This is a genomic window from Amaricoccus sp. (assembly GCF_017993425.1).
Taxonomy (GTDB): Bacteria; Pseudomonadota; Alphaproteobacteria; order Rhodobacterales; family Rhodobacteraceae; genus Amaricoccus.
This window is the reverse complement of sequence record NZ_JAGOMQ010000017.1, coordinates 64,981-82,933: the sequence shown is the minus strand read 5'-3', so window position 1 is coordinate 82,933 and position 17,953 is coordinate 64,981. Positions and strand designations below refer to the sequence as shown.

General features: G+C 70.3%; 16 protein-coding genes. 12 read left to right on the top strand and 4 right to left on the bottom strand.

What is annotated here, in order from left to right; all coding sequences use genetic code 11:
* The first annotated feature begins 26 nt into the window (after positions 1 to 26).
* From purL to KBB57_RS10125, 4 genes are all read left to right on the top strand, one after another.
* A complete protein-coding gene (gene purL, locus KBB57_RS10140) occupies positions 27 to 2,204 on the top strand; it encodes a phosphoribosylformylglycinamidine synthase subunit PurL (protein WP_290749425.1) in 2,178 nt (725 codons plus the stop codon).
* A gap of 145 nt (positions 2,205 to 2,349) precedes the next feature.
* On the top strand, positions 2,350 to 2,592 hold the full coding sequence (locus tag KBB57_RS10135; RefSeq protein WP_290749419.1) for a BolA family protein: 243 nt from the start codon (positions 2,350 to 2,352) through the stop codon (positions 2,590 to 2,592).
* An 8-nt stretch (positions 2,593 to 2,600) separates the two neighbouring features.
* Positions 2,601 to 2,975, top strand: coding sequence for a Grx4 family monothiol glutaredoxin (gene grxD, locus KBB57_RS10130; RefSeq protein ID WP_290749416.1), 375 nt, complete (start codon positions 2,601 to 2,603; stop codon positions 2,973 to 2,975).
* The gene (locus KBB57_RS10125) at positions 2,975 to 3,433 is read left to right on the top strand and encodes a GFA family protein (RefSeq protein ID WP_290749414.1); all 459 of its coding nucleotides are present in this window, start codon (positions 2,975 to 2,977) and stop codon (positions 3,431 to 3,433) included. The genes grxD and KBB57_RS10125 overlap by 1 nt, the downstream gene beginning before the upstream one ends.
* Before the next feature lie 270 nt (positions 3,434 to 3,703).
* Here the strand turns inward: KBB57_RS10125 and zapA are convergent, their stop codons facing one another.
* Positions 3,704 to 4,135: a cell division protein ZapA gene (gene zapA / locus KBB57_RS10120; RefSeq protein ID WP_290749413.1), complete on the bottom strand. Its 432-nt coding sequence runs from the start codon at positions 4,133 to 4,135 to the stop codon at positions 3,704 to 3,706.
* Between the two features lies 1 nt (position 4,136).
* A complete protein-coding gene (locus tag KBB57_RS10115) occupies positions 4,137 to 4,391 on the bottom strand; it encodes a hypothetical protein (protein WP_290749412.1) in 255 nt (84 codons plus the stop codon).
* A gap of 308 nt (positions 4,392 to 4,699) precedes the next feature.
* On the opposite strand from KBB57_RS10115, the gene tkt reads away from it, so the two are divergent.
* From tkt to KBB57_RS10075, 8 genes are all read left to right on the top strand, one after another.
* On the top strand, positions 4,700 to 6,718 hold the full coding sequence (gene tkt / locus KBB57_RS10110) for a transketolase (RefSeq protein ID WP_290749410.1): 2,019 nt from the start codon (positions 4,700 to 4,702) through the stop codon (positions 6,716 to 6,718).
* A 10-nt stretch (positions 6,719 to 6,728) separates the two neighbouring features.
* Positions 6,729 to 7,919 carry a phosphoglycerate kinase gene (gene pgk, locus KBB57_RS10105; protein ID WP_290749409.1) on the top strand — a complete coding sequence of 397 codons (1,191 nt, stop codon included), beginning with the start codon at positions 6,729 to 6,731 and terminating at the stop codon, positions 7,917 to 7,919.
* Positions 7,920 to 7,949: 30 nt separating this feature from the next.
* Positions 7,950 to 8,879: a class I fructose-bisphosphate aldolase gene (locus tag KBB57_RS10100; RefSeq protein ID WP_290749407.1), complete on the top strand. Its 930-nt coding sequence runs from the start codon at positions 7,950 to 7,952 to the stop codon at positions 8,877 to 8,879.
* A 179-nt stretch (positions 8,880 to 9,058) separates the two neighbouring features.
* The gene (locus KBB57_RS10095; RefSeq protein WP_290749405.1) at positions 9,059 to 9,883 is read left to right on the top strand and encodes a hypothetical protein; all 825 of its coding nucleotides are present in this window, start codon (positions 9,059 to 9,061) and stop codon (positions 9,881 to 9,883) included.
* 61 nt (positions 9,884 to 9,944) lie between these two features.
* Positions 9,945 to 10,262: a septum formation initiator family protein gene (locus KBB57_RS10090; protein WP_290749404.1), complete on the top strand. Its 318-nt coding sequence runs from the start codon at positions 9,945 to 9,947 to the stop codon at positions 10,260 to 10,262.
* A gap of 97 nt (positions 10,263 to 10,359) precedes the next feature.
* The gene (gene pdhA, locus KBB57_RS10085) at positions 10,360 to 11,355 is read left to right on the top strand and encodes a pyruvate dehydrogenase (acetyl-transferring) E1 component subunit alpha (protein ID WP_290749402.1); all 996 of its coding nucleotides are present in this window, start codon (positions 10,360 to 10,362) and stop codon (positions 11,353 to 11,355) included.
* A gap of 13 nt (positions 11,356 to 11,368) precedes the next feature.
* A complete protein-coding gene (locus KBB57_RS10080; protein ID WP_290749400.1) occupies positions 11,369 to 12,745 on the top strand; it encodes a pyruvate dehydrogenase complex E1 component subunit beta in 1,377 nt (458 codons plus the stop codon).
* 10 nt (positions 12,746 to 12,755) lie between these two features.
* Positions 12,756 to 14,078, top strand: coding sequence for a pyruvate dehydrogenase complex dihydrolipoamide acetyltransferase (locus tag KBB57_RS10075; RefSeq protein ID WP_290749397.1), 1,323 nt, complete (start codon positions 12,756 to 12,758; stop codon positions 14,076 to 14,078).
* A 99-nt stretch (positions 14,079 to 14,177) separates the two neighbouring features.
* Here the strand turns inward: KBB57_RS10075 and KBB57_RS10070 are convergent, their stop codons facing one another.
* Complete coding sequence (locus tag KBB57_RS10070) at positions 14,178 to 16,628, bottom strand: peroxidase family protein (RefSeq protein WP_290749394.1); 2,451 nt, start codon at positions 16,626 to 16,628, stop codon at positions 14,178 to 14,180.
* Positions 16,629 to 16,922: 294 nt separating this feature from the next.
* Positions 16,923 to 17,948, bottom strand: a complete 1,026-nt coding sequence (locus KBB57_RS10065) for an ABC transporter permease (protein ID WP_290749392.1) — start codon at positions 17,946 to 17,948, stop codon at positions 16,923 to 16,925.
* Positions 17,949 to 17,953 lie beyond the last annotated feature (5 nt).

Genomic DNA, 17,953 nt, shown 5'->3' with positions numbered 1-17,953 from the left:
CCCCAGCACAGGCCCGCGAGCCGGAGATCACCGACGCGCTCGTCGCCGCCCATGGCCTGAAGCCCGACGAATACGCGCGCATCCTCCGGCTGATCGGGCGGGCGCCCACCCTGACCGAGCTCGGGATCTTCTCGGCGATGTGGAACGAGCACTGCTCCTACAAGTCGTCGAAGAAGTGGCTGCGCACACTCCCCACCACCGGGCCGCAGGTGATCCAGGGCCCCGGCGAGAACGCCGGCGTCGTCGACATCGGCGAGGGGCCGGACGGCAAGCGGCTGGCGCTCGTCTTCAAGATGGAGAGCCACAACCATCCCTCCTACATCGAGCCCTACCAGGGGGCGGCGACCGGCGTCGGCGGCATCCTGCGCGACGTCTTCACCATGGGCGCCCGCCCGATCGCGGCGATGAACGCGCTCAGCTTCGGCGCGCCGGACCACCCGAAGACCCGCAGCCTCGTCCACGGCGTGGTCGAGGGGATCGGCGGCTACGGCAACGCCTTCGGGGTGCCGAACGTCGGGGGCGAGCTGCGCTTCCACCCCGCCTATGACGGCAACTGCCTCGTCAACGCCTTCGCCGCCGGCCTCGCCGAGGCGGACGGCATCTTCTACTCCGCCGCCTCCGGAATCGGCGTGCCGGTGGTCTATCTCGGCGCCAAGACCGGCCGCGACGGCGTCGGCGGCGCGACGATGGCCTCGGCCGAGTTCGACGCGACGATCGAGGAGAAGCGCCCCACCGTCCAGGTGGGCGACCCCTTCACCGAGAAGCGCCTGCTCGAGGCCTGCCTCGAGCTGATGGCCTCCGGGGCGGTGATCTCGATCCAGGACATGGGCGCCGCCGGCCTCACCTGCTCGGCGGTGGAGATGGGCGACAAGGGCGGCCTCGGGATCCGCCTCGACCTCGACCGCGTGCCGGTGCGCGAGGAGGCGATGACCGCCTACGAGATGATGCTCTCCGAGAGCCAGGAGCGCATGCTGATGACGCTCCGCCCGGAGAAGGAGGCCGAGGCCCGGGCGATCTTCGACAAGTGGGACCTCGACTTCGCCGTGGTCGGCGAGACGATAGCCGAGGACCGCTTCGTGATCCTGCACCACGGCGAGGTGAAGGCCGACCTGCCGCTCAAGGCGCTGTCCGGCGAGGCCCCGGAATACGACCGCCCCTGGGTCGAGACCCCGCCCCCGCCGCCGCTCGGCCCGATCCCGGAGATCGACGTCGCCGCGGCGCTGAAGGCGCTGGTCGCGAGCCCGAACTATTGCAGCCGCGCCTGGGTCTGGTCGCAGTACGACCACATGGTGCTGGCCGACACGGTGGTCACGCCCGGCTCCGACGCGGGCGTGGTGCGGATCCACGGCACGGACAAGGCCGTCGCCTTCACCAGCGACGTGACGCCGCGCTACTGCCAGGCCGACCCGCGGCGCGGCGGGGCGCAGGCGGTGGCGGAGGCCTGGCGCAACCTCTGCGCCACCGGCGCGCTGCCGCTCGCGGTGACCGACAACCTCAACTTCGGCAATCCCGAGAAGCCGGAGATCATGGGCCAGCTCGTCGGCTGCATCCGCGGCATCGCCGAGGCCTGCGCGGCGCTCGACATGCCGGTCGTCTCCGGCAATGTCAGCCTCTACAACGAGACCGAGGGACGGGCGATCCTGCCGACCCCGACGATCGGCGCGGTCGGGCTGCTGCCCTCGGCGGACCTCGTGCTGCGCATGGCCCCGCGCGAGGGCGACCGGCTGCTCCTCCTCGGCGAGACGCGGGGCCATCTCGGCCAGTCGGCGCTCCTCGCCGAGGTTCTCGGCCGGGTCGAGGGCGAGGCCCCGCCGGTCGACCTCGCCGCCGAGCGGGCGGCGGGCGAGCTCCTGCGCGCGGCCAACGCCGCCGGGCTCGTCGCCGCGGCGCACGACCTCGGCGACGGCGGCCTGGCGCTCGCCGCGGCCGAGATGGCGCTGGCGGCGGGCGTGGGGATGGAGATCGTCTCCGACGCCGACGTCGAGCCGGCCGGCTGGTTCTTCGGCGAGGACCAGGGCCGCTACCTCCTCGCCTGCGCGCCGGAGGCGACGGCGGCGCTCCTCGCCCGGGCGGGCGCCGCCGGCGTGCCGCTCAGGCCGGTCGGGCGCGCCTTCGGGACGACGCTGCGGCTCGGCGCCGCGGCGATCCCGCTCGCCGAGCTGCGCGCGCTGCACGAGGGCGCGCTGCCGGCGCTGCTGGGGTAGCGTGCGGACGGGCGCGTGACCGCGCATCGCCTTACGCAAAATCAACGGCTTGGGCAATTTCCCCGCGTGAACGGCGCCGCCGCCCTTGCGGCTCCCCGGCGCGGCGACTAGATTTTTGGGCGAGCAACGAGCCGGACCTCCCGCCATGGCCATGGAAGCCGTCGAGATCGAGCGACTGATCCGCGCGGCCTTTCCCGGGGCGGAGGTGGAGATCACCGACCTCGCCGGCGACGGCAACCACTACGCGGCGACCGTGACGGCCGAGGCGTTCCGCGGCCTCAACCGCGTGCGCCAGCACCAGCTGGTCTACGCCGCGCTCAAGGGCAAGATGGAAGGGTCGCGGGGCGAGCTGCACGCGCTGGCGCTGACGACCCGGGCTCCGGAGTAGGGAGAGACATGATCGACACCACCGACGCCGCCCACGCGGCGATCAAGGCAGACATCGACGCCAACGATGTCGTCCTGTTCATGAAGGGCACCGCCCAGATGCCGCAATGCGGCTTCTCCAGCCGCGTCGCCGGCGTCCTCAACTACATGGGCGTCGCCTACAAGGACGTGAACGTGCTGGCCGACGAGGGCGTCCGCAACGGCATCAAGTCGTTCTCCGACTGGCCGACCATCCCCCAGCTCTACGTGAAGGGCGAGTTCGTCGGCGGCTGCGACATCGTCACCGAGATGACCCTCTCGGGCGAGCTCGACGCGCTCTTCGAGGCCAAGGGCGTCGCCTACGACCGCGACGCCGCCGAGAAGATCCGCGCGGCCAACGCCTGATGGCGCTGCCGCGGCTCCCCGCCGCCGGCGGCTGCCGCTGCGGCGCGGTCCGCCTCGAGGTGACCGCGCCGCCCCTCGTCACCATGGCCTGCCACTGCACGGGCTGCCAGCGGATGAGCTCGAGCGCCTTCTCGCTCAGCGCCGCCTTCCCCGCCGCCGCCTTCCGCGTCACCGCAGGCGCGCCGGTCCTCGGCGGCCTCAAGGGGTATCCGCACCACCACTTCTGCCCCGACTGCCTGAGCTGGATGTTCACCCGCTTCGAGGCGGGCGGGGTCGACATCGTCAACCTCCGCCCGACGATGCTCGACGACCCGTCCTGGTTCACGCCCTTCGTCGAGACCTGGACCGCGGAGCGCCTGCCCTGGGCGGAGACCCCTGCCCCGCACCGCTACCCCGGCTTCCCGCCCGACGCGGACTTCCCCCGCCTTCTCGCCGATTTCGCCGCCCGGAGCGCCTGACGGCCCCCGGCCCCGACGGCGCCGCAGTCCCGGAGGGCGTCCGCCCCCGGGCGGTCGCCCGACAGCGCCGGCCGAGCGGGACCCCTCGCGGGTCCCCGAGGACGGCGCTTCCCCCCGCCGGCCGGGGCGGGCCGCGACGGATGGCGCCGGTCCCGGGAAGAGGGCGGCCGCCGCAGGCAGGCCGCGCGACAGCGCCGGCCGAGCGGGGCCCCTTGCGGGTCCCCGAGGACGGCGCTTCCCCCCGCTGCGGCGGGGGTCAGGCCACAACGGTCAGGCGGCGGCCTCGGCGCGTTCGGCCAGCGCCTCGACCTCCTCGACCAGCTCGGCGAGCAGGGCGACGGCGGCGTCCTTCTCGTCGCGGAGCTCGTCGAGCTCGGCGGGGTCGATCACGTGGGTGGCCTGGGTCTCGAGCTTCAGCGCGTTCGCCGCCAGCATCGCCGACTTCGCCTCGGCGATGCGGGCGCGCTCCTCGGCCTGGCGCAGGCGGTCCTCCAGCGCGGCGTAGCGGTCCTCGAGGGCCGTCATCGTGTCGGCGAGCAGGAGCCCGGCGAGGAGCAGCATCCGCCGCTCGGTGGTGCTGTCGCTGACCTTGACCGCCTCGGCGTCGAGGAGCTGGGCGGCGCGGGCGAGCGAGGGCTCCTGCCCCGGCTCGCAGGCGACCTCGAAGGCGCGGCCGCCGATCTCGATCGTCAGCTCGGGCATCTCAGACCTCCTCGATCAGCGGCTTGAGCTGGGCGATCAGCTCGTCGAGCGCCGCCACGTCGCGGTCGCGCTTGACCCTCAGCCGCTCGAGCTCGTCGCGCAGCTCGGCGTTCTCGGCCTCCAGCTCGCGCACCCGCGCCTCGATCCCCGCCACGTCCGGGTCCGGGGCCGCGCGCGCGTCGCGCGCGTCGAGCGCCGCCCTGAGCCGCCCGACCGCCGCCGCGATCCGCGCGTCGAGGGGTGTGGTCTCTGTCATCGCCTGCGTCCCTGACCCTTGGTCCCGCCCGTTTTAGGCGCCGCTCCCGGACAATGCAATCCGGGCCGCGCGCCCCCGCGCGGCCCTGCGGCGCCAACCGCCCGCGACGGCGCGAGGATGCGCAGATCCGCCAGTCCGTTGCGGGGCGCGGCTCACAGCCGGGGCAAGCTCGCGGCGCGTCCCGCCTCCACCGGAAGGAGGGCGCCCGCCGCGGGAAATCCGCCTTGACCCAAGGGGATGGGCTGCTAATGGTGCGGCCGAGTTTTCGCCGCGGCCTGAAGACCGTGCGCCAATGGGAGGTCCGCCTGGTGAACATCCCCGCTCTCCGTGAACGTCACCCCGAGCACTGGCGTCGCGCCGCCGCCCTGCGCGTGCTGGCGATGGACGCGGTCGAGGCGGCGAAGTCCGGCCACCCCGGAATGCCGATGGGCATGGCCGACGTGGCGACCGTGCTCTTCGACAAGCACCTGAAGTTCGACGCCAGCGCCCCGCACTGGCCGGACCGCGACCGCTTCGTGCTGTCGGCCGGCCACGGCTCGATGCTGATCTACGGGCTTCTGCACCTGACCGGCTACGCCCAGATGACCATCGACGAGCTGAAGCGGTTCCGCCAGCTCGGCTCGCGCACGGCGGGACACCCGGAATACGGCCATGCCGAGGGGATCGAGACCACGACCGGCCCGCTCGGCCAGGGCATCGCCACCGCCGTCGGCATGGCGATCGCCGAGGAGAGCCTCGCGGCGCGGTTCGGGCGCAAGGTGGTCGACCACCGCACCTGGGTGATCGCCGGCGACGGCTGCCTGATGGAGGGGATCAGCCAGGAGGCGATCGGCCTCGCCGGCAAGCAGCAGCTCGACCGGCTGATCGTCCTGTGGGACGACAACGGCATCTCGATCGACGGCAAGGTCGCGCTCTCGGACGTGACCGACCAGATGGCGCGCTTCGCCGCCTCCGGCTGGTCCACGCATGCCTGCGACGCCCACGACCCCGAGGACGTCGACCGGGCGCTGACCGAGGCGGCGGCGAGCGCGCGGCCGGCCTTCGTGCGCTGCACCAGCCATATCGGCTTCGGCGCGCCGACCAAGCAGGACAGCCACGCCGCGCACGGCTCGCCGCTCGGGGCCGAGGAGATCGCCCGCACCCGCGAGATCTACGGCTGGGGCGCCGGGCCGTTCGAGATCCCGAAGGACGTGGCCGACGCCTGGCGCAGGATCGGCAGCCGGGGCGCCGCTGCGCGCGCCGAGTGGGAGGCGCGGCTCGAGAAGCTGCCCGCCGGCAAGCGGGCGGAGTTCCGGCGGGTGACCGCCGGCGAGCCGGCCAAGGGCCTCGCCAAGGCGCTGGCCGCCTACCGCAAGGAGCAGTCCGAGAAGGCGCCGAAGGTCGCGACGCGCAAGGCCTCCGAGATGGCGCTCGAGGTGGTCAACGCCGCCGCGCCGGAGACGCTCGGCGGCTCGGCCGACCTGACCGGCTCGAACAACACGCTGACCAAGGGCCTCGGGTCGTTCAGCCCGGAGAACCGCGCCGGGCGCTATATCCACTACGGCATCCGCGAGCACGGCATGGCGGCGGCGATGAACGGCATCGCCCTGCACGGCGGCGCGATCCCCTATGGCGGCACGTTCCTCGTCTTCTCCGACTACGCCCGCGGCGCGATCCGGCTGTCGGCGCTGATGGGGATCCGGGTCGTCTACGTGCTGACCCACGACTCGATCGGCCTCGGCGAGGACGGGCCGACGCACCAGCCGGTGGAGCATCTCGCGGCGCTGCGGGCGATCCCGAACCTCAACGTGTTCCGGCCCGCCGACGTGGTCGAGACCGCCGAGGCCTGGGAGCTGGCGCTCTCCTCGACGGGCGCGCCGTCGGTGCTGGCGCTCACCCGGCAGAACCTGCCGACGCTGCGCGTCGAGCATTCGCGGGCGAACCTGAGCGCCCGCGGCGGCTACATCCTCGCCGAGGGCGACGGGCGGCCGCGGGTGATCCTGATGGCGACCGGCTCGGAGGTCGAGATCGCCATGGCGGCGCGCCGGATCCTGCAGACCAAGGGGATCTGGACGCGGGTGGTGTCGATGCCCTGCTGGGAGCTCTTCGAGCAGCAGGACGAGGCCTATCGGCGCAAGGTGCTGCCGCGCGGGCCGGTTCGCGTCGGCGTCGAGGCGGCGCTGCGCTTCGGCTGGGACCGCTGGCTCTGCGACGAGCGCGGCGACGGGCGCAAGGCGGGCTTCGTCGGCATGACCGGCTTCGGCGCCTCCGGGCCGATCGAGGCGCTCTACCCGCATTTCGGCATCACCGCCGAGGCGGTGGCGGCGAAGGCGGAAAGCCTGCTCTGAGGGGGCGCGTATGGCCTGGAAGACGCTCGACGACATCGACCTCGACGGCAAGGTCATCCTGGCCCGGGTCGACATCAACGTGCCCATGGAGGCGGGCCGCGTCACCGACGCGACCCGGATCGAGCGCATCGTCCCGACCGTGAAGGACATCCTCGCCAAGGGCGGCAAGCCGGTGCTGCTGGCGCATTTCGACCGGCCGAAGGGCAAGGTCGTGCCGGAGATGAGCCTGCGGCAGGTGCTGCCGGCGCTCTCCGGGGCGCTGGGCGTCGACGTGGCCTTCGCGGAGGACTGCGTCGGCGACGCGGCCGCCGCGGCGGTGGCGGCGCTGCCGGCGGGGGGCGTGCTCCTGCTGGAGAACACCCGCTTCCACAAGGGCGAGGAGAAGAACGACCCCGAGTTCGCGGCGGCGCTGGCGAGGCTCGGGGACGTCTACGTCAACGACGCCTTCTCGGCGGCGCATCGGGCGCACGCCTCGACCGAGGGCGTCGCGCGGCTGCTGCCCTCCTGCGCCGGACGGCTGATGCAGGCGGAGCTCGAGGCGCTGGAGAAGGCGCTGGCGAAGCCCGACCGGCCGGTGGTGGCCGTGGTCGGCGGGGCCAAGGTCTCGACCAAGCTCGAGCTCCTCGGCAACCTGATCGACAAGGTCGACGCCGTGGTGATCGGCGGCGGCATGGCCAACACCTTCCTCGCCGCGCAGGGGATCGACGTCGGCAAGTCGCTCTGCGAGCACGACATGGCCGACACGGCGCGCGAGATCATGGCGAAGGCGGCGGCGGCGGGCTGCGAGATCGTGCTGCCGGTCGACGTGGTGGTGGCGCGCGAGTTCAAGGCCGGCGCCGAGAACGACACCGTGCCGGCCAGCGCCTGCCCGCCGGACGCGATGATCCTCGACGCCGGCCCCGAGTCGATCGCGCGGATCGCCACGGTGCTCTCCGGGGCGCGGACGCTCGTCTGGAACGGCCCGCTCGGGGCCTTCGAGATTCCGCCCTTCAACCTCGCCACCGATTCCGCGGCGCGGCAGGCCGCGGCGCTGACCCGGGCGGGGCGGCTGCTGTCGGTCGCCGGCGGCGGCGACACGGTGGCGGCGCTCAACTCCAGCGGCGCGGCGGCGGACTTCACCTATGTCTCGACCGCCGGCGGCGCCTTCCTCGAATGGCTGGAGGGCAAGACCCTGCCCGGCGTCGCGGCGCTCGACCAGTAATCCGATTTCCGAGTCAGAAAGGACCGCTCCATGAAGGCCAGCCGCACCGTCCAGAAGATCCTGGCGAACTACGAGGGCGAGAACCCCGGCGTGAAGGGGAACCTCTGCCGGATGCTGATGGAGGGGCGGCTCGGCGGCACCGGCAAGATGATCATCCTGCCGGTCGACCAGGGCTTCGAGCACGGGCCGGCGCGCAGCTTCGCGCCGAACCCGCCGGCCTATGACCCGCATTACCACTACCAGATCGCGATCGACGCGGGCCTGAACGCCTATGCCGCGCCGCTCGGGATGCTGGAGGCGGGGGCCGACACCTTCGCCGGGCAGATCCCGACGATCCTGAAGGCGAACTCGGCCAACTCGCTGATGTCGGACACCGCCGGCAAGAACCAGGCGGTGACCGCCTCGGTCGACGACGCGCTGCGGCTCGGCTGCGCGGCGATCGGGTTCACCATCTATCCGGGCTCGGACGCGCAGCTCGACATGTACGAGGAGATCGTCGAGATGCGCGCCGAGGCCGCCTCGGTCGGCATTCCGACGGTGATCTGGTCCTATCCGCGCGGCGAGGCGGTGACCAAGGACGGCGAGACGGCGATCGACGTCGCGGCCTATGCCGCGCAGATCGCGGCGCTGATCGGCGCGCACGTCATCAAGATCAAGCTGTCGACCGACCACCTGATGCTGCCCGAGGCGAAGAAGGTCTATCAGGAGCGCAAGATCGACGTCTCGACCCAGGCGAAGCGCGTGGCGCATTGCATGGACGCGGCCTTCGGCGGGCGGCGGATCGTGGTGTTCTCCGGCGGCGCGGCCAAGGGCTCCGACGCGGTCTACGAGGACGCCCGGGCGATCCGCGACGGCGGCGGCAACGGCTCGATCATCGGGCGGAACACCTTCCAGCGCAGCCGCGCCGATGCGATGGCGATGCTCGGCAAGCTCGTCGACATCTACAAGGGCCGCGACTGAGGCGCGTGTTCACGCGTGAAAACTCGCTAAGCCATTGATTTCACGTGCGCGGGTAATGACCCGTCACCCCCTCGGCCCCGGGGGTGACGTCCTTGCGCGGATTGTCGACAAAAAGCGTTGACGCGTCGCCGGCCGCAATCCAAGCTTTACGAACACCATTTCGTGAGGAGGGGCCGTCCATGAGAATTGTCTCGCTCCGCGACCTTGCGCTGCTTTCCGTCGCATTCGCCTGGCCCGCCATGCCGTGTTACGCGGCGTTCCTCAGCACCTACGGCAACGCCGGCGTCCACGGCGCCGGTTCCGATCCCAGGGACGGCATCATTCGGGACACGAATGTCGGCGGGCGGAGCGTCTCGGTGGCGTCGAGCTTCTCCGCGCCCGGCGGCTCGGCCGAGGCTTCCGCGTCAGCCGACGCGAGAACCGGCAAGCTCACGTCGTTCGGCCTCAAGAACGGCGGCGCCGGTGACGCCGAAGGCGCCGCGTACGCCGCTTCCAGCTTCACCGCCAGCAAGTCGGGCTCGGTCGACTTCTACTTCGACCTCTCCGGCGCCTGGGACGTGCAGGACGCGCCCGGACTGGACTACGAGAACCGCCTCTATCAGGAGGCGATCATGGAGATCACGTCGAACGGCGGAACTCACTACGAGCAGCACATCGTCGACACCGCCTATGACGCCGACTTCAACCCGCCGGACCTTCCCCCGACCGGCACGACTTCCAGGCGCCTGAAATACACGGCCGTCGTCCAGTCTGGAACCGCCTATTCGCTGACCGGCTACGTCTACACGTGGCTCTCGGGCGTCGCCTACGGCTCCGGGACGCTGGACGGGGTGCTGTCCTACGTCGCGCATGACGGCGTCGCGCTGACCTTCGACGACCCCCGGTTCCTCGTCGCCCCGGTGCCGCTGCCGGCCGGCGGGCTGCTGCTGCTCGGCGGCCTCGGCGCGGCGCTGCTCGGGGTCCGGGGCGCGCGGCCGGGCGGCCCGATCTCGTTAACCCTTTAGGGGATTCACAAGCGCACGGAATTGGGCCATAGTCCCCGGGCGATCGAACGTCCGGGGCCAAATGGCTGGAATCCATTCCGAAAGCGAGCCGAAGCGCGGCGCCGTCGCCGGCTCGGTCTTCGCGGTCGTCACCATCGCGCTGATGGGCTACCTGACCTTCGCCGCCTTGCAGGGCGAGCACGGCCTGTTCCGGCTGTTCCAGATCGAGGCGCAGGAGAAGCGGCTGACCGCGGAGCTGGCCGAGCTGCGCGCCGCCCGCGCGGCCATCGCCAACAAGACCGAGCGGCTGTCGAGCGGCAGCCTCGACCTCGAGCTGCTCGACGAGCAGGCCCGCCGCGTCCTCGGTCTCGGGCGACCGGACGAAATCCTCATTCGCTGAATCGCTGCAAGCGATTACAGGGCTTCCATCCCGGTTTCGGGGGGCTATAATCGCTGTGGTTTAACGCTAAACCATAAAGAGACCCGGGGGAAAGCCGATGGCGACTGCGCGCCGCGCGACCGCGAAGATACCCAATGCCTCGAAGGAAGACCTGCTCAAGTACTACCAGGAGATGCTGCTGATCCGACGCTTCGAGGAGAAGGCCGGCCAGCTCTACGGCATGGGCCTGATCGGCGGCTTCTGCCACCTCTACATCGGCCAGGAGGCCGTCGTGGTCGGGCTGGAGGCCAGCGCGAAGGAAGGCGACCAGCGCGTCACCTCGTACCGCGACCACGGCCACATGCTCGCCTGCGGCATGGACCCGAAAGGCGTCATGGCCGAGCTGACCGGGCGCTCGGGCGGCTACAGCCGCGGCAAGGGCGGCTCGATGCACATGTTCTCGGCCGAGAAGCGCTTCTACGGCGGCCACGGCATCGTCGGCGCCCAGGCGGCGATCGGCGCCGGCCTCGCGCTCGCCAACAAGTACCGCGGCAACGACGCGGTGAGCTTCGCCTATTTCGGCGACGGCGCCTCGAACCAGGGCCAGATCTACGAGTGCTTCAACATGTGCTCGCTCTGGAAGCTGCCCTGCATCTTCGTGATCGAGAACAACCAGTACGCGATGGGCACCTCGCTCAAGCGCGCCTCGTCGACGCCGGCGCTCTACACCCGCGGCGCGGCCTTCGGCATCCCGGGCGAGCCGGTCGACGGCATGGACGTGCTGGCGGTCAAGGCGGCGGGCGAGAAGGCGACCGCGCATTGTCGCGCCGGCGAGGGGCCGTACATCCTCGAGATGAACACCTACCGCTATCGCGGGCACTCGATGTCGGACCCGGCCAAGTACCGGACCCGCGAGGAGGTGCAGAAGATGCGCGAGGAGCGCGACCCGATCGACCATGTCCGCGACATGCTGATGGCGGGGTCGCTGGCGACCGAGGACGATCTCAAGGAGATCGACAAGAGCATCAAGGCGATCGTCAACGAATCGGCGCAATTCGCGCAGGACAGCCCCGAGCCGGCCGAATCCGAGCTCTGGACCGACGTGTACGCCTGAGGGGGGCTGGATTATGGCGACGCAGATTCTGATGCCGGCCCTCTCGCCGACGATGGAAGAGGGCACCCTCGCGAAATGGCTGGTCAAGGAGGGCGACAAGGTCGCCTCGGGCCAGATCCTCGCCGAGATCGAGACCGACAAGGCCACGATGGAGTTCGAGGCCGTCGACGAGGGCACCGTCGGCAAGATCCTGATCCCCGAGGGCACCGAGGGCGTGAAGGTCAACACCCCGATCGCGGTGCTGGTCGAGGACGGCGAGGACGCCTCCGCGATCGCGGCGCCGGCGGCGAAGGCCGAGGCGCCGGCGGCCGTCGAGGAGCCGAAGCAGGCCCCCGCCGCGGCGCCGGCGAGCCAGCCGAAGGCCGCGCCCGAGCCGGAGCCGGAGCCCGAGGTTCCCGCCGGCACGGCGATGAAGACCCAGACGGTGCGCGAGGCGCTGCGCGACGCCATGGCCGAGGAGATGCGCCGCGACGGCGACGTCTTCCTGATGGGCGAGGAGGTCGGCGAGTACCAGGGCGCCTACAAGATCAGCCAGGGCATGCTCGACGAGTTCGGCGCCCGGCGGATCATCGACACGCCGATCACCGAGCACGGCTTCACCGGCATGGCGGTCGGCGCGGCCTTCGCGGGGCTGCGGCCGATCGTCGAGTTCATGACCTTCAACTTCGCGTTGCAGGCGATGGACCACATCATCAACTCGGCGGCCAAGACGCTCTACATGTCGGGCGGCCAGATGGGCTCGCCGATCGTGTTCCGCGGCCCGAACGGCGCCGCGGCGCGGGTGGCGGCGCAGCACAGCCACGACTGGGCGGCGCTCTACTCCAACATCCCCGGCCTCAAGGTCTGCATGCCCTACACGGCGGCCGACGCGAAGGGGCTCCTGAAGAGCGCGATCCGGGACAACAACCCGGTGATCTTCCTCGAGAACGAGATCCTCTACGGGCGCAGCTTCGAGGTGCCGGACATCGAGGACTTCACCGTCCCGATCGGCAAGGCGCGGATCGCCCGCAAGGGCTCGGACGTGACCATCGTCTCCTTCGGCATCGGCATGTCCTATGCGCTCGCCGCGGCGGACGAGCTCGCCAAGGAGGGGATCGAGGCCGAGGTGATCGACCTGCGCACGCTGCGGCCGATGGACACCGCCGCGGTGATCCGCTCGGTGCAGAAGACCAACCGCTGCGTCACGGTGGAGGAAGGCTTCCCGCAGGGCTCCGTCGGCAACTACGTCTCGGCGACGATCATGCAGGCGGCGTTCGACTACCTCGACGCGCCGGTGATCAACGTCGCCGGCAAGGACGTGCCGATGCCCTATGCAGCGAACCTCGAGAAGTTCGCGCTGGTGACGGTTCCCGAAGTGATCGCGGCCGTGAAGGCCGTCACCTACCGCTGAGGAGCCGGCGATGCCGATCAACATCCTGATGCCCGCCCTCTCGCCGACCATGGAGGAGGGCACGCTCGCCCGCTGGCTGAAGAAGGAGGGCGACAAGATCTCCTCCGGCGACGTGATGGCGGAGATCGAGACCGACAAGGCGACGATGGAGTTCGAGGCCGTCGAGGAAGGCGTCCTCGGCAAGATCGTCGTCCCCGAGGGCACGGAGGGCGTGAAGGTCAACGACGTGATCGCCGTCCTGCTCGAGGAGGGCGAGGACGCCTCGGCGATCTCGGCCGCGCCCGCGGGCGGCGGCGGCGCCAAGGCGGCGGCCGCTCCGGCCGCGGCCGAGGCGCCGGCCGCGAAGCCGAACGGCGCGGCGGCTCCGGCGGCGGCTGCGCCGGCGGCCGCGTCGGGCGAGCGGGTGTTCGCCTCGCCGCTGGCGCGGCGGATCGCCAGGGAGAAGGGGCTCGACCTCGCGGCGGTGAAGGGCTCCGGCCCGCATGGCCGCATCGTCAAGGTCGACGTCGAGAGCGCGAAGCCGGGGGCGGCGCCCGCGGCGGCGGCGGCGGCGGCTCCGGCCGCTGCGGCGCCGGCGGCGGCCGCCAAGGCTGCGGCCCCGGCCGGGCCGGACGCGGAGGCGGTGAAGAAGATCTACGCCGACCGCGAGTTCGAGGAGGTCAAGCTCGACGGGATGCGCAAGACGATCGCGGCGCGGCTCTCGGAGGCCAAGTCGACGATCCCGCATTTCTACCTGCGCCGCGAGATCGAGCTCGACGCGCTGCTGAAGTTCCGCGGCCAGCTCAACAAGGAGCTGGAAGGCCGCGGGGTGAAGCTGTCGGTCAACGACTTCGTCATCAAGGGCTGCGCGCTGGCGCTCCAGGCCGTGCCGGACTGCAACGCGGTCTGGGCCGGCGACCGGGTGCTGAAGCTGAAGCCGTCGGACGTCGCCGTCGCGGTGGCGATCGAGGGCGGGCTCTTCACCCCGGTGATCCGCGACGCCGACAAGAAGACGCTGTCGGCGATCTCGGCGGAGATGAAGGACCTCGCCGCCCGCGCGCGCAACCGCAAGCTCGCGCCGCACGAGTACCAGGGCGGCAGCTTCGCCATCTCGAACCTCGGGATGATGGGGATCGAGAACTTCGACGCGGTGATCAACCCGCCGCACGCCTCGATCCTCGCGGTCGGCGCGGGCGTGACCAAGCCGGTGGTCAAGGGCGGCGAGATCGTCATCGCCACCGTGATGTCGGTGACGCTCTCGGTCGACCACCGGGTGATCGACGGGGCGCTGGGCGCGGAGTTCCTCGCCAAGCTCAAGGACTACGTGGAGCATCCGATGGGGATGCTCGCCTGAGAAACCACGGGCGCGCCCCGGCGGCGCGCCCGTCTCAGGTGGCGCAAATGAAAGCGGCGGCCCCGGTCGGGGCCGCCGTTCCCGTTCGTGAGCTGGCGCTCAGATGTAGTAGTCGCCGTCGTCGGCGAGGATCAGCTGGGCGGAGCCGAGCTTCCAGCCGACGTTCATCAGTCGGACCGAGGCGCCGTAGTCGTCGAGGTCGATGATGGTGTGCGACCCCGACCGGTGGCTGGCCTCGCGCACGTCCTGCACCGTGAAGAAGTCGAGCGCCGAGAGGTCGAGCTTGTCGCTCTTGGTGAAGTCGTAGACGGTGTCGTCGCCGGCGTTCTTGCCGAAGGCGAAGACGTCCCGGCCCTGCTCGCCGCGCAACTGGTCGTTGCCCTCGCCGCCGTCGAGGTAGTCGTATCCCTTCGAGCCGTAGAGCTTGTCCTTGCCCTTGCCGCCGAACAGGAAGTCGTCGCCGGCGGCGCCGCGCAGCTCGTCATTGCCGTCGCCGCCGTCGAGGTAGTCGTGGTCGGCCTCGCCGTAGAGCTTGTCCTTGCCCTTGCCGCCCCAGATCATGTCGTTGCCGGCGCCGCCCCAGGCCTGGTCGTTGCCGTCGTCGCCGTAGATGTCGTCCGCGCCCTTCTTGCCATAGAGCTTGTCGTTGCCCTTGAAGCCGATCAGCAGGTCGAGCCCGTTGGTGCCGTTGATGTTGGAGTTGTTGCCGTCGGTCCCGCCGATCCGCGTGCTGGAGACGAAGGCGTCGCGATAGACGTGGTCGATCGTGGTGTTGCGCGCCACGACGTCGGAGAGCGAGCTCGACTCGATCATCTTGATCAGGTCGGGATGGTCCTTGAACCGGTTGAGGTAGAACAGCCGGTCGCCGTCGCGGAAGTTCTCGAACTGCATGACGTTGAGGATCGTCATCATCTCGCCGAGCTGCGAGCCGGGGGCGTCCTTCTCCAGGAGGCCGCCGATCAGCGAGTCGAGCCGGTCTATGCCGTCGACGTCCTTGACGCCGTCGCCGTCGCCGTCCGCGCCGGTGTTGTAGAGCTGCTTGAGCTTCAGGAGCGTCGCGGCGTCGACGTTGTTGTCGGCGCCGAAGTCGTCGAAGTCGTCGTAGGTGTCGAGCCCGAGCCCGTCGCGCAGCTTGTTGTAGAGGCCGACGCCGTGGTCGCGGGCGCGCTGGATGTCGAACACCGTCAGGTCGCCGTTGACCGCGGGGCCGAACAGCGCGTTGCGGTTGCCGTCGACGACGAACCGGTCGATCTCCTGCTCGAGGCCGGTGAGCTGCCCGCGGACGATGGCGTCGACCGCGTCGTTGTTGCGCACGCCATTGGCGCCGAGCTGGAAGGCGAGGCCGAGGTTCAGCGGCCCGGTCACCGTCGGGTTGCTCGCATCGGTGGTGACGATGGTCGCGACCGAGCCGTCCTCGTCGAGGATCGGCATGATCTGCGGCGAGGCCGAATGGGCGAAGCGGAAGGCGACGGTGGTGAACTCGTTGATCACCGTGGCGTCGACGTCCGCGTGGTAGCCGGAATAGGCGGAGAGCGCCTGCGCGCCGATCAGCTTCGGCATGTACTCGGCGTAGACGATGTGCTGCCACTCCGCCTCGTTGAGCGCGCGGGCCGCCTCGAAGAGCTGCTCCTGCGTCCAGGTCGGATACTTCGCCTCGAGCTGGTCGACATGCCAGTTGTGGTTGCGCGCCCAGAGCAGCTGCTGCGAGAGCAGATGGGTCTGCTGGTTCGCCCGGTTGTCGCCGGCGGCGAAGCTCGACGGCGAGACGCCGAAGGCGTTGCCGTCGAGAACGGCGATCACGTCGTTGACGGCGAGGCCGTGGTGGTCGGCGACCTCCTGATAGGTCGGCAGCAGGTTGTCGGAGGCCCCCATCAGGAGCTTGGCCGACTTGCCGCCGCCGGGCGCGTTGGCGCGCAGAAGGTGCTCGATCCCCTGCGAGCTGCCATAGGTCTGCGACAGATCGAGATATGAGGTCTCGTCGTTCGGCTGGTTCCGCTCGATGACGCCGTCGCCGTCCTGGTCGACGTGCACAGCGACGTCGGCGGTGTTCGGGTCGTTGTCGTCGTCGATGTATTTCTGCGGGGTCCGGGCGAACGGGAACGGCAGTCCGTCGACGAAGAGCGGCGCGGGATCGATCGGGTCGGCCGGCACGGCGGGACCGACGAGCGCCGCCTCGGCGAAGTCGTGGGTCAGGTACTGGCCGAAGAACTGGAAGTACTGGTTGAGGCCGACCGCGCTCGGGATATCGGTGTCCTGGGCGTGGATAGCGTCGCTGATCGCCCGCGGCTGCGGCATGTCGCCGACGTTGAACGGGCCGTTGAACGGCGGTCCGTTCGTGCGCTGCACCGGCAGGTGCCAGTTGGTGAACCCCTGGGCGTCCGGGTAGCTGTTCTCCGTCGCGCGCAGGAAGTAGCTGTGCGCGGCGCCCCAGTCGTCATGGGCGAGATTGTTGCCGTGTCCCGACGGATCACGCGCCTCGAGCGTGTCCAGCCAGTCGAGATAGGACCCATAGTAATCCTGATACTTGTAATAGCCCTCGTATACGCTCATTGTTTTCCCCCACGACAGCAGAAACTGCGCGGTGAAATCACCACGTGCGCAGTCCGATTGTGCCGAAGAAACCCCTCCCTCGGTCCGGGAAGCTTAGTTAACGACCCTTGATGCGTAAAGCGTTTCGGCGGGTTGTCGCCGATGGCATGCGGTCATTGCATGGAGATCAGGCAGAACACCGCCGATAATGCTCGCCGATACTCGGGGCGGTTGTGTTGCGCTGCACCTATAATCCGGATGAGAACTGCCGCGGCGCGCGTCCGCGGCGGCCTCACGGCGGCGTGATTCGCGGCCTCAGTCGGTCTGCGGTCCGGTCTCGCGCAGCACCTGGGCGTAGACGTTGACGACGAGGGCCGTCAGCAGGATCAGCCCGCGGATCAGGATCTTGAGGAAGCTGTCGATCTGCACGTGGTCGAGCCCGTTGTTCAGCACGCCGAGCACGAGCAGGCCGACGATGGTGTTGCCGATGCCCCCCCGCCCGCCGAAGAGCGAGGTGCCGCCGACCACCACCGCCGCGATCGCGTCGAGCAGGAACGTGTCGAACTGGTTCTGCTGCGCCGAGCCGAAATAGGCGACGCCGAGCATCCCGGCGACCCCGGCGCACATGGCGGAGATGATCATCACCGCGGCGATGATGGCGCGGACGTTGACGCCGGAATATTCCGCCGCCTCGCGGTTGCCGCCCACCATGTAGACGTAGCGGCCGAAGCGCGTGTAGGTCAGCACGAAATGCGCGACGCCGAGGAAGATCAGGCAGACGATGATCGTCCAGCGCACCCCGAAGATCGACGTCGCCCCGAGATAGTGGACGATGTCGGGGAAGTTGTAGGCGATCTGGCCGCGCACCAGCAGCGCCGAGACGCCGTTGGCGATCTGCATCACCGCCAGCGTCATGATGAAGGACGGGATGCCGATCCGGGTCACGCCGAAGGCGGTCAGGCAGCCGAAGGCGAAGCAGGAGAGCAGCGTCAGCACCACCGCGATCACGCCGGGCAGCGGCAGGTTGGCGATGTTCACGTAGTCGGGCTGGAGCGTGAAATAGGCGACCGTGATGCCGATCGCGTTGGCGATCGCCGCGACGGAGAGGTCGATCTCGGCGGTCAGGATCACGAAGGTCAGCCCGACGGCGATGATCCCGGTGATCGACACCTGGCTCGCGATGTTCATCGCGTTGACCACGGTGAAGAAGGACGGGCTCGCGAAGGAGAAGAACGCCACCAGCACGATCAGGGTGAACACGGGGGCGATGTTGCGGAGCTGGTCGGCGAGGAAGCGCCGCACGCCGCCGCCCTGCCTCGCGATGTCGTCGGTCGATGTCATGGGGC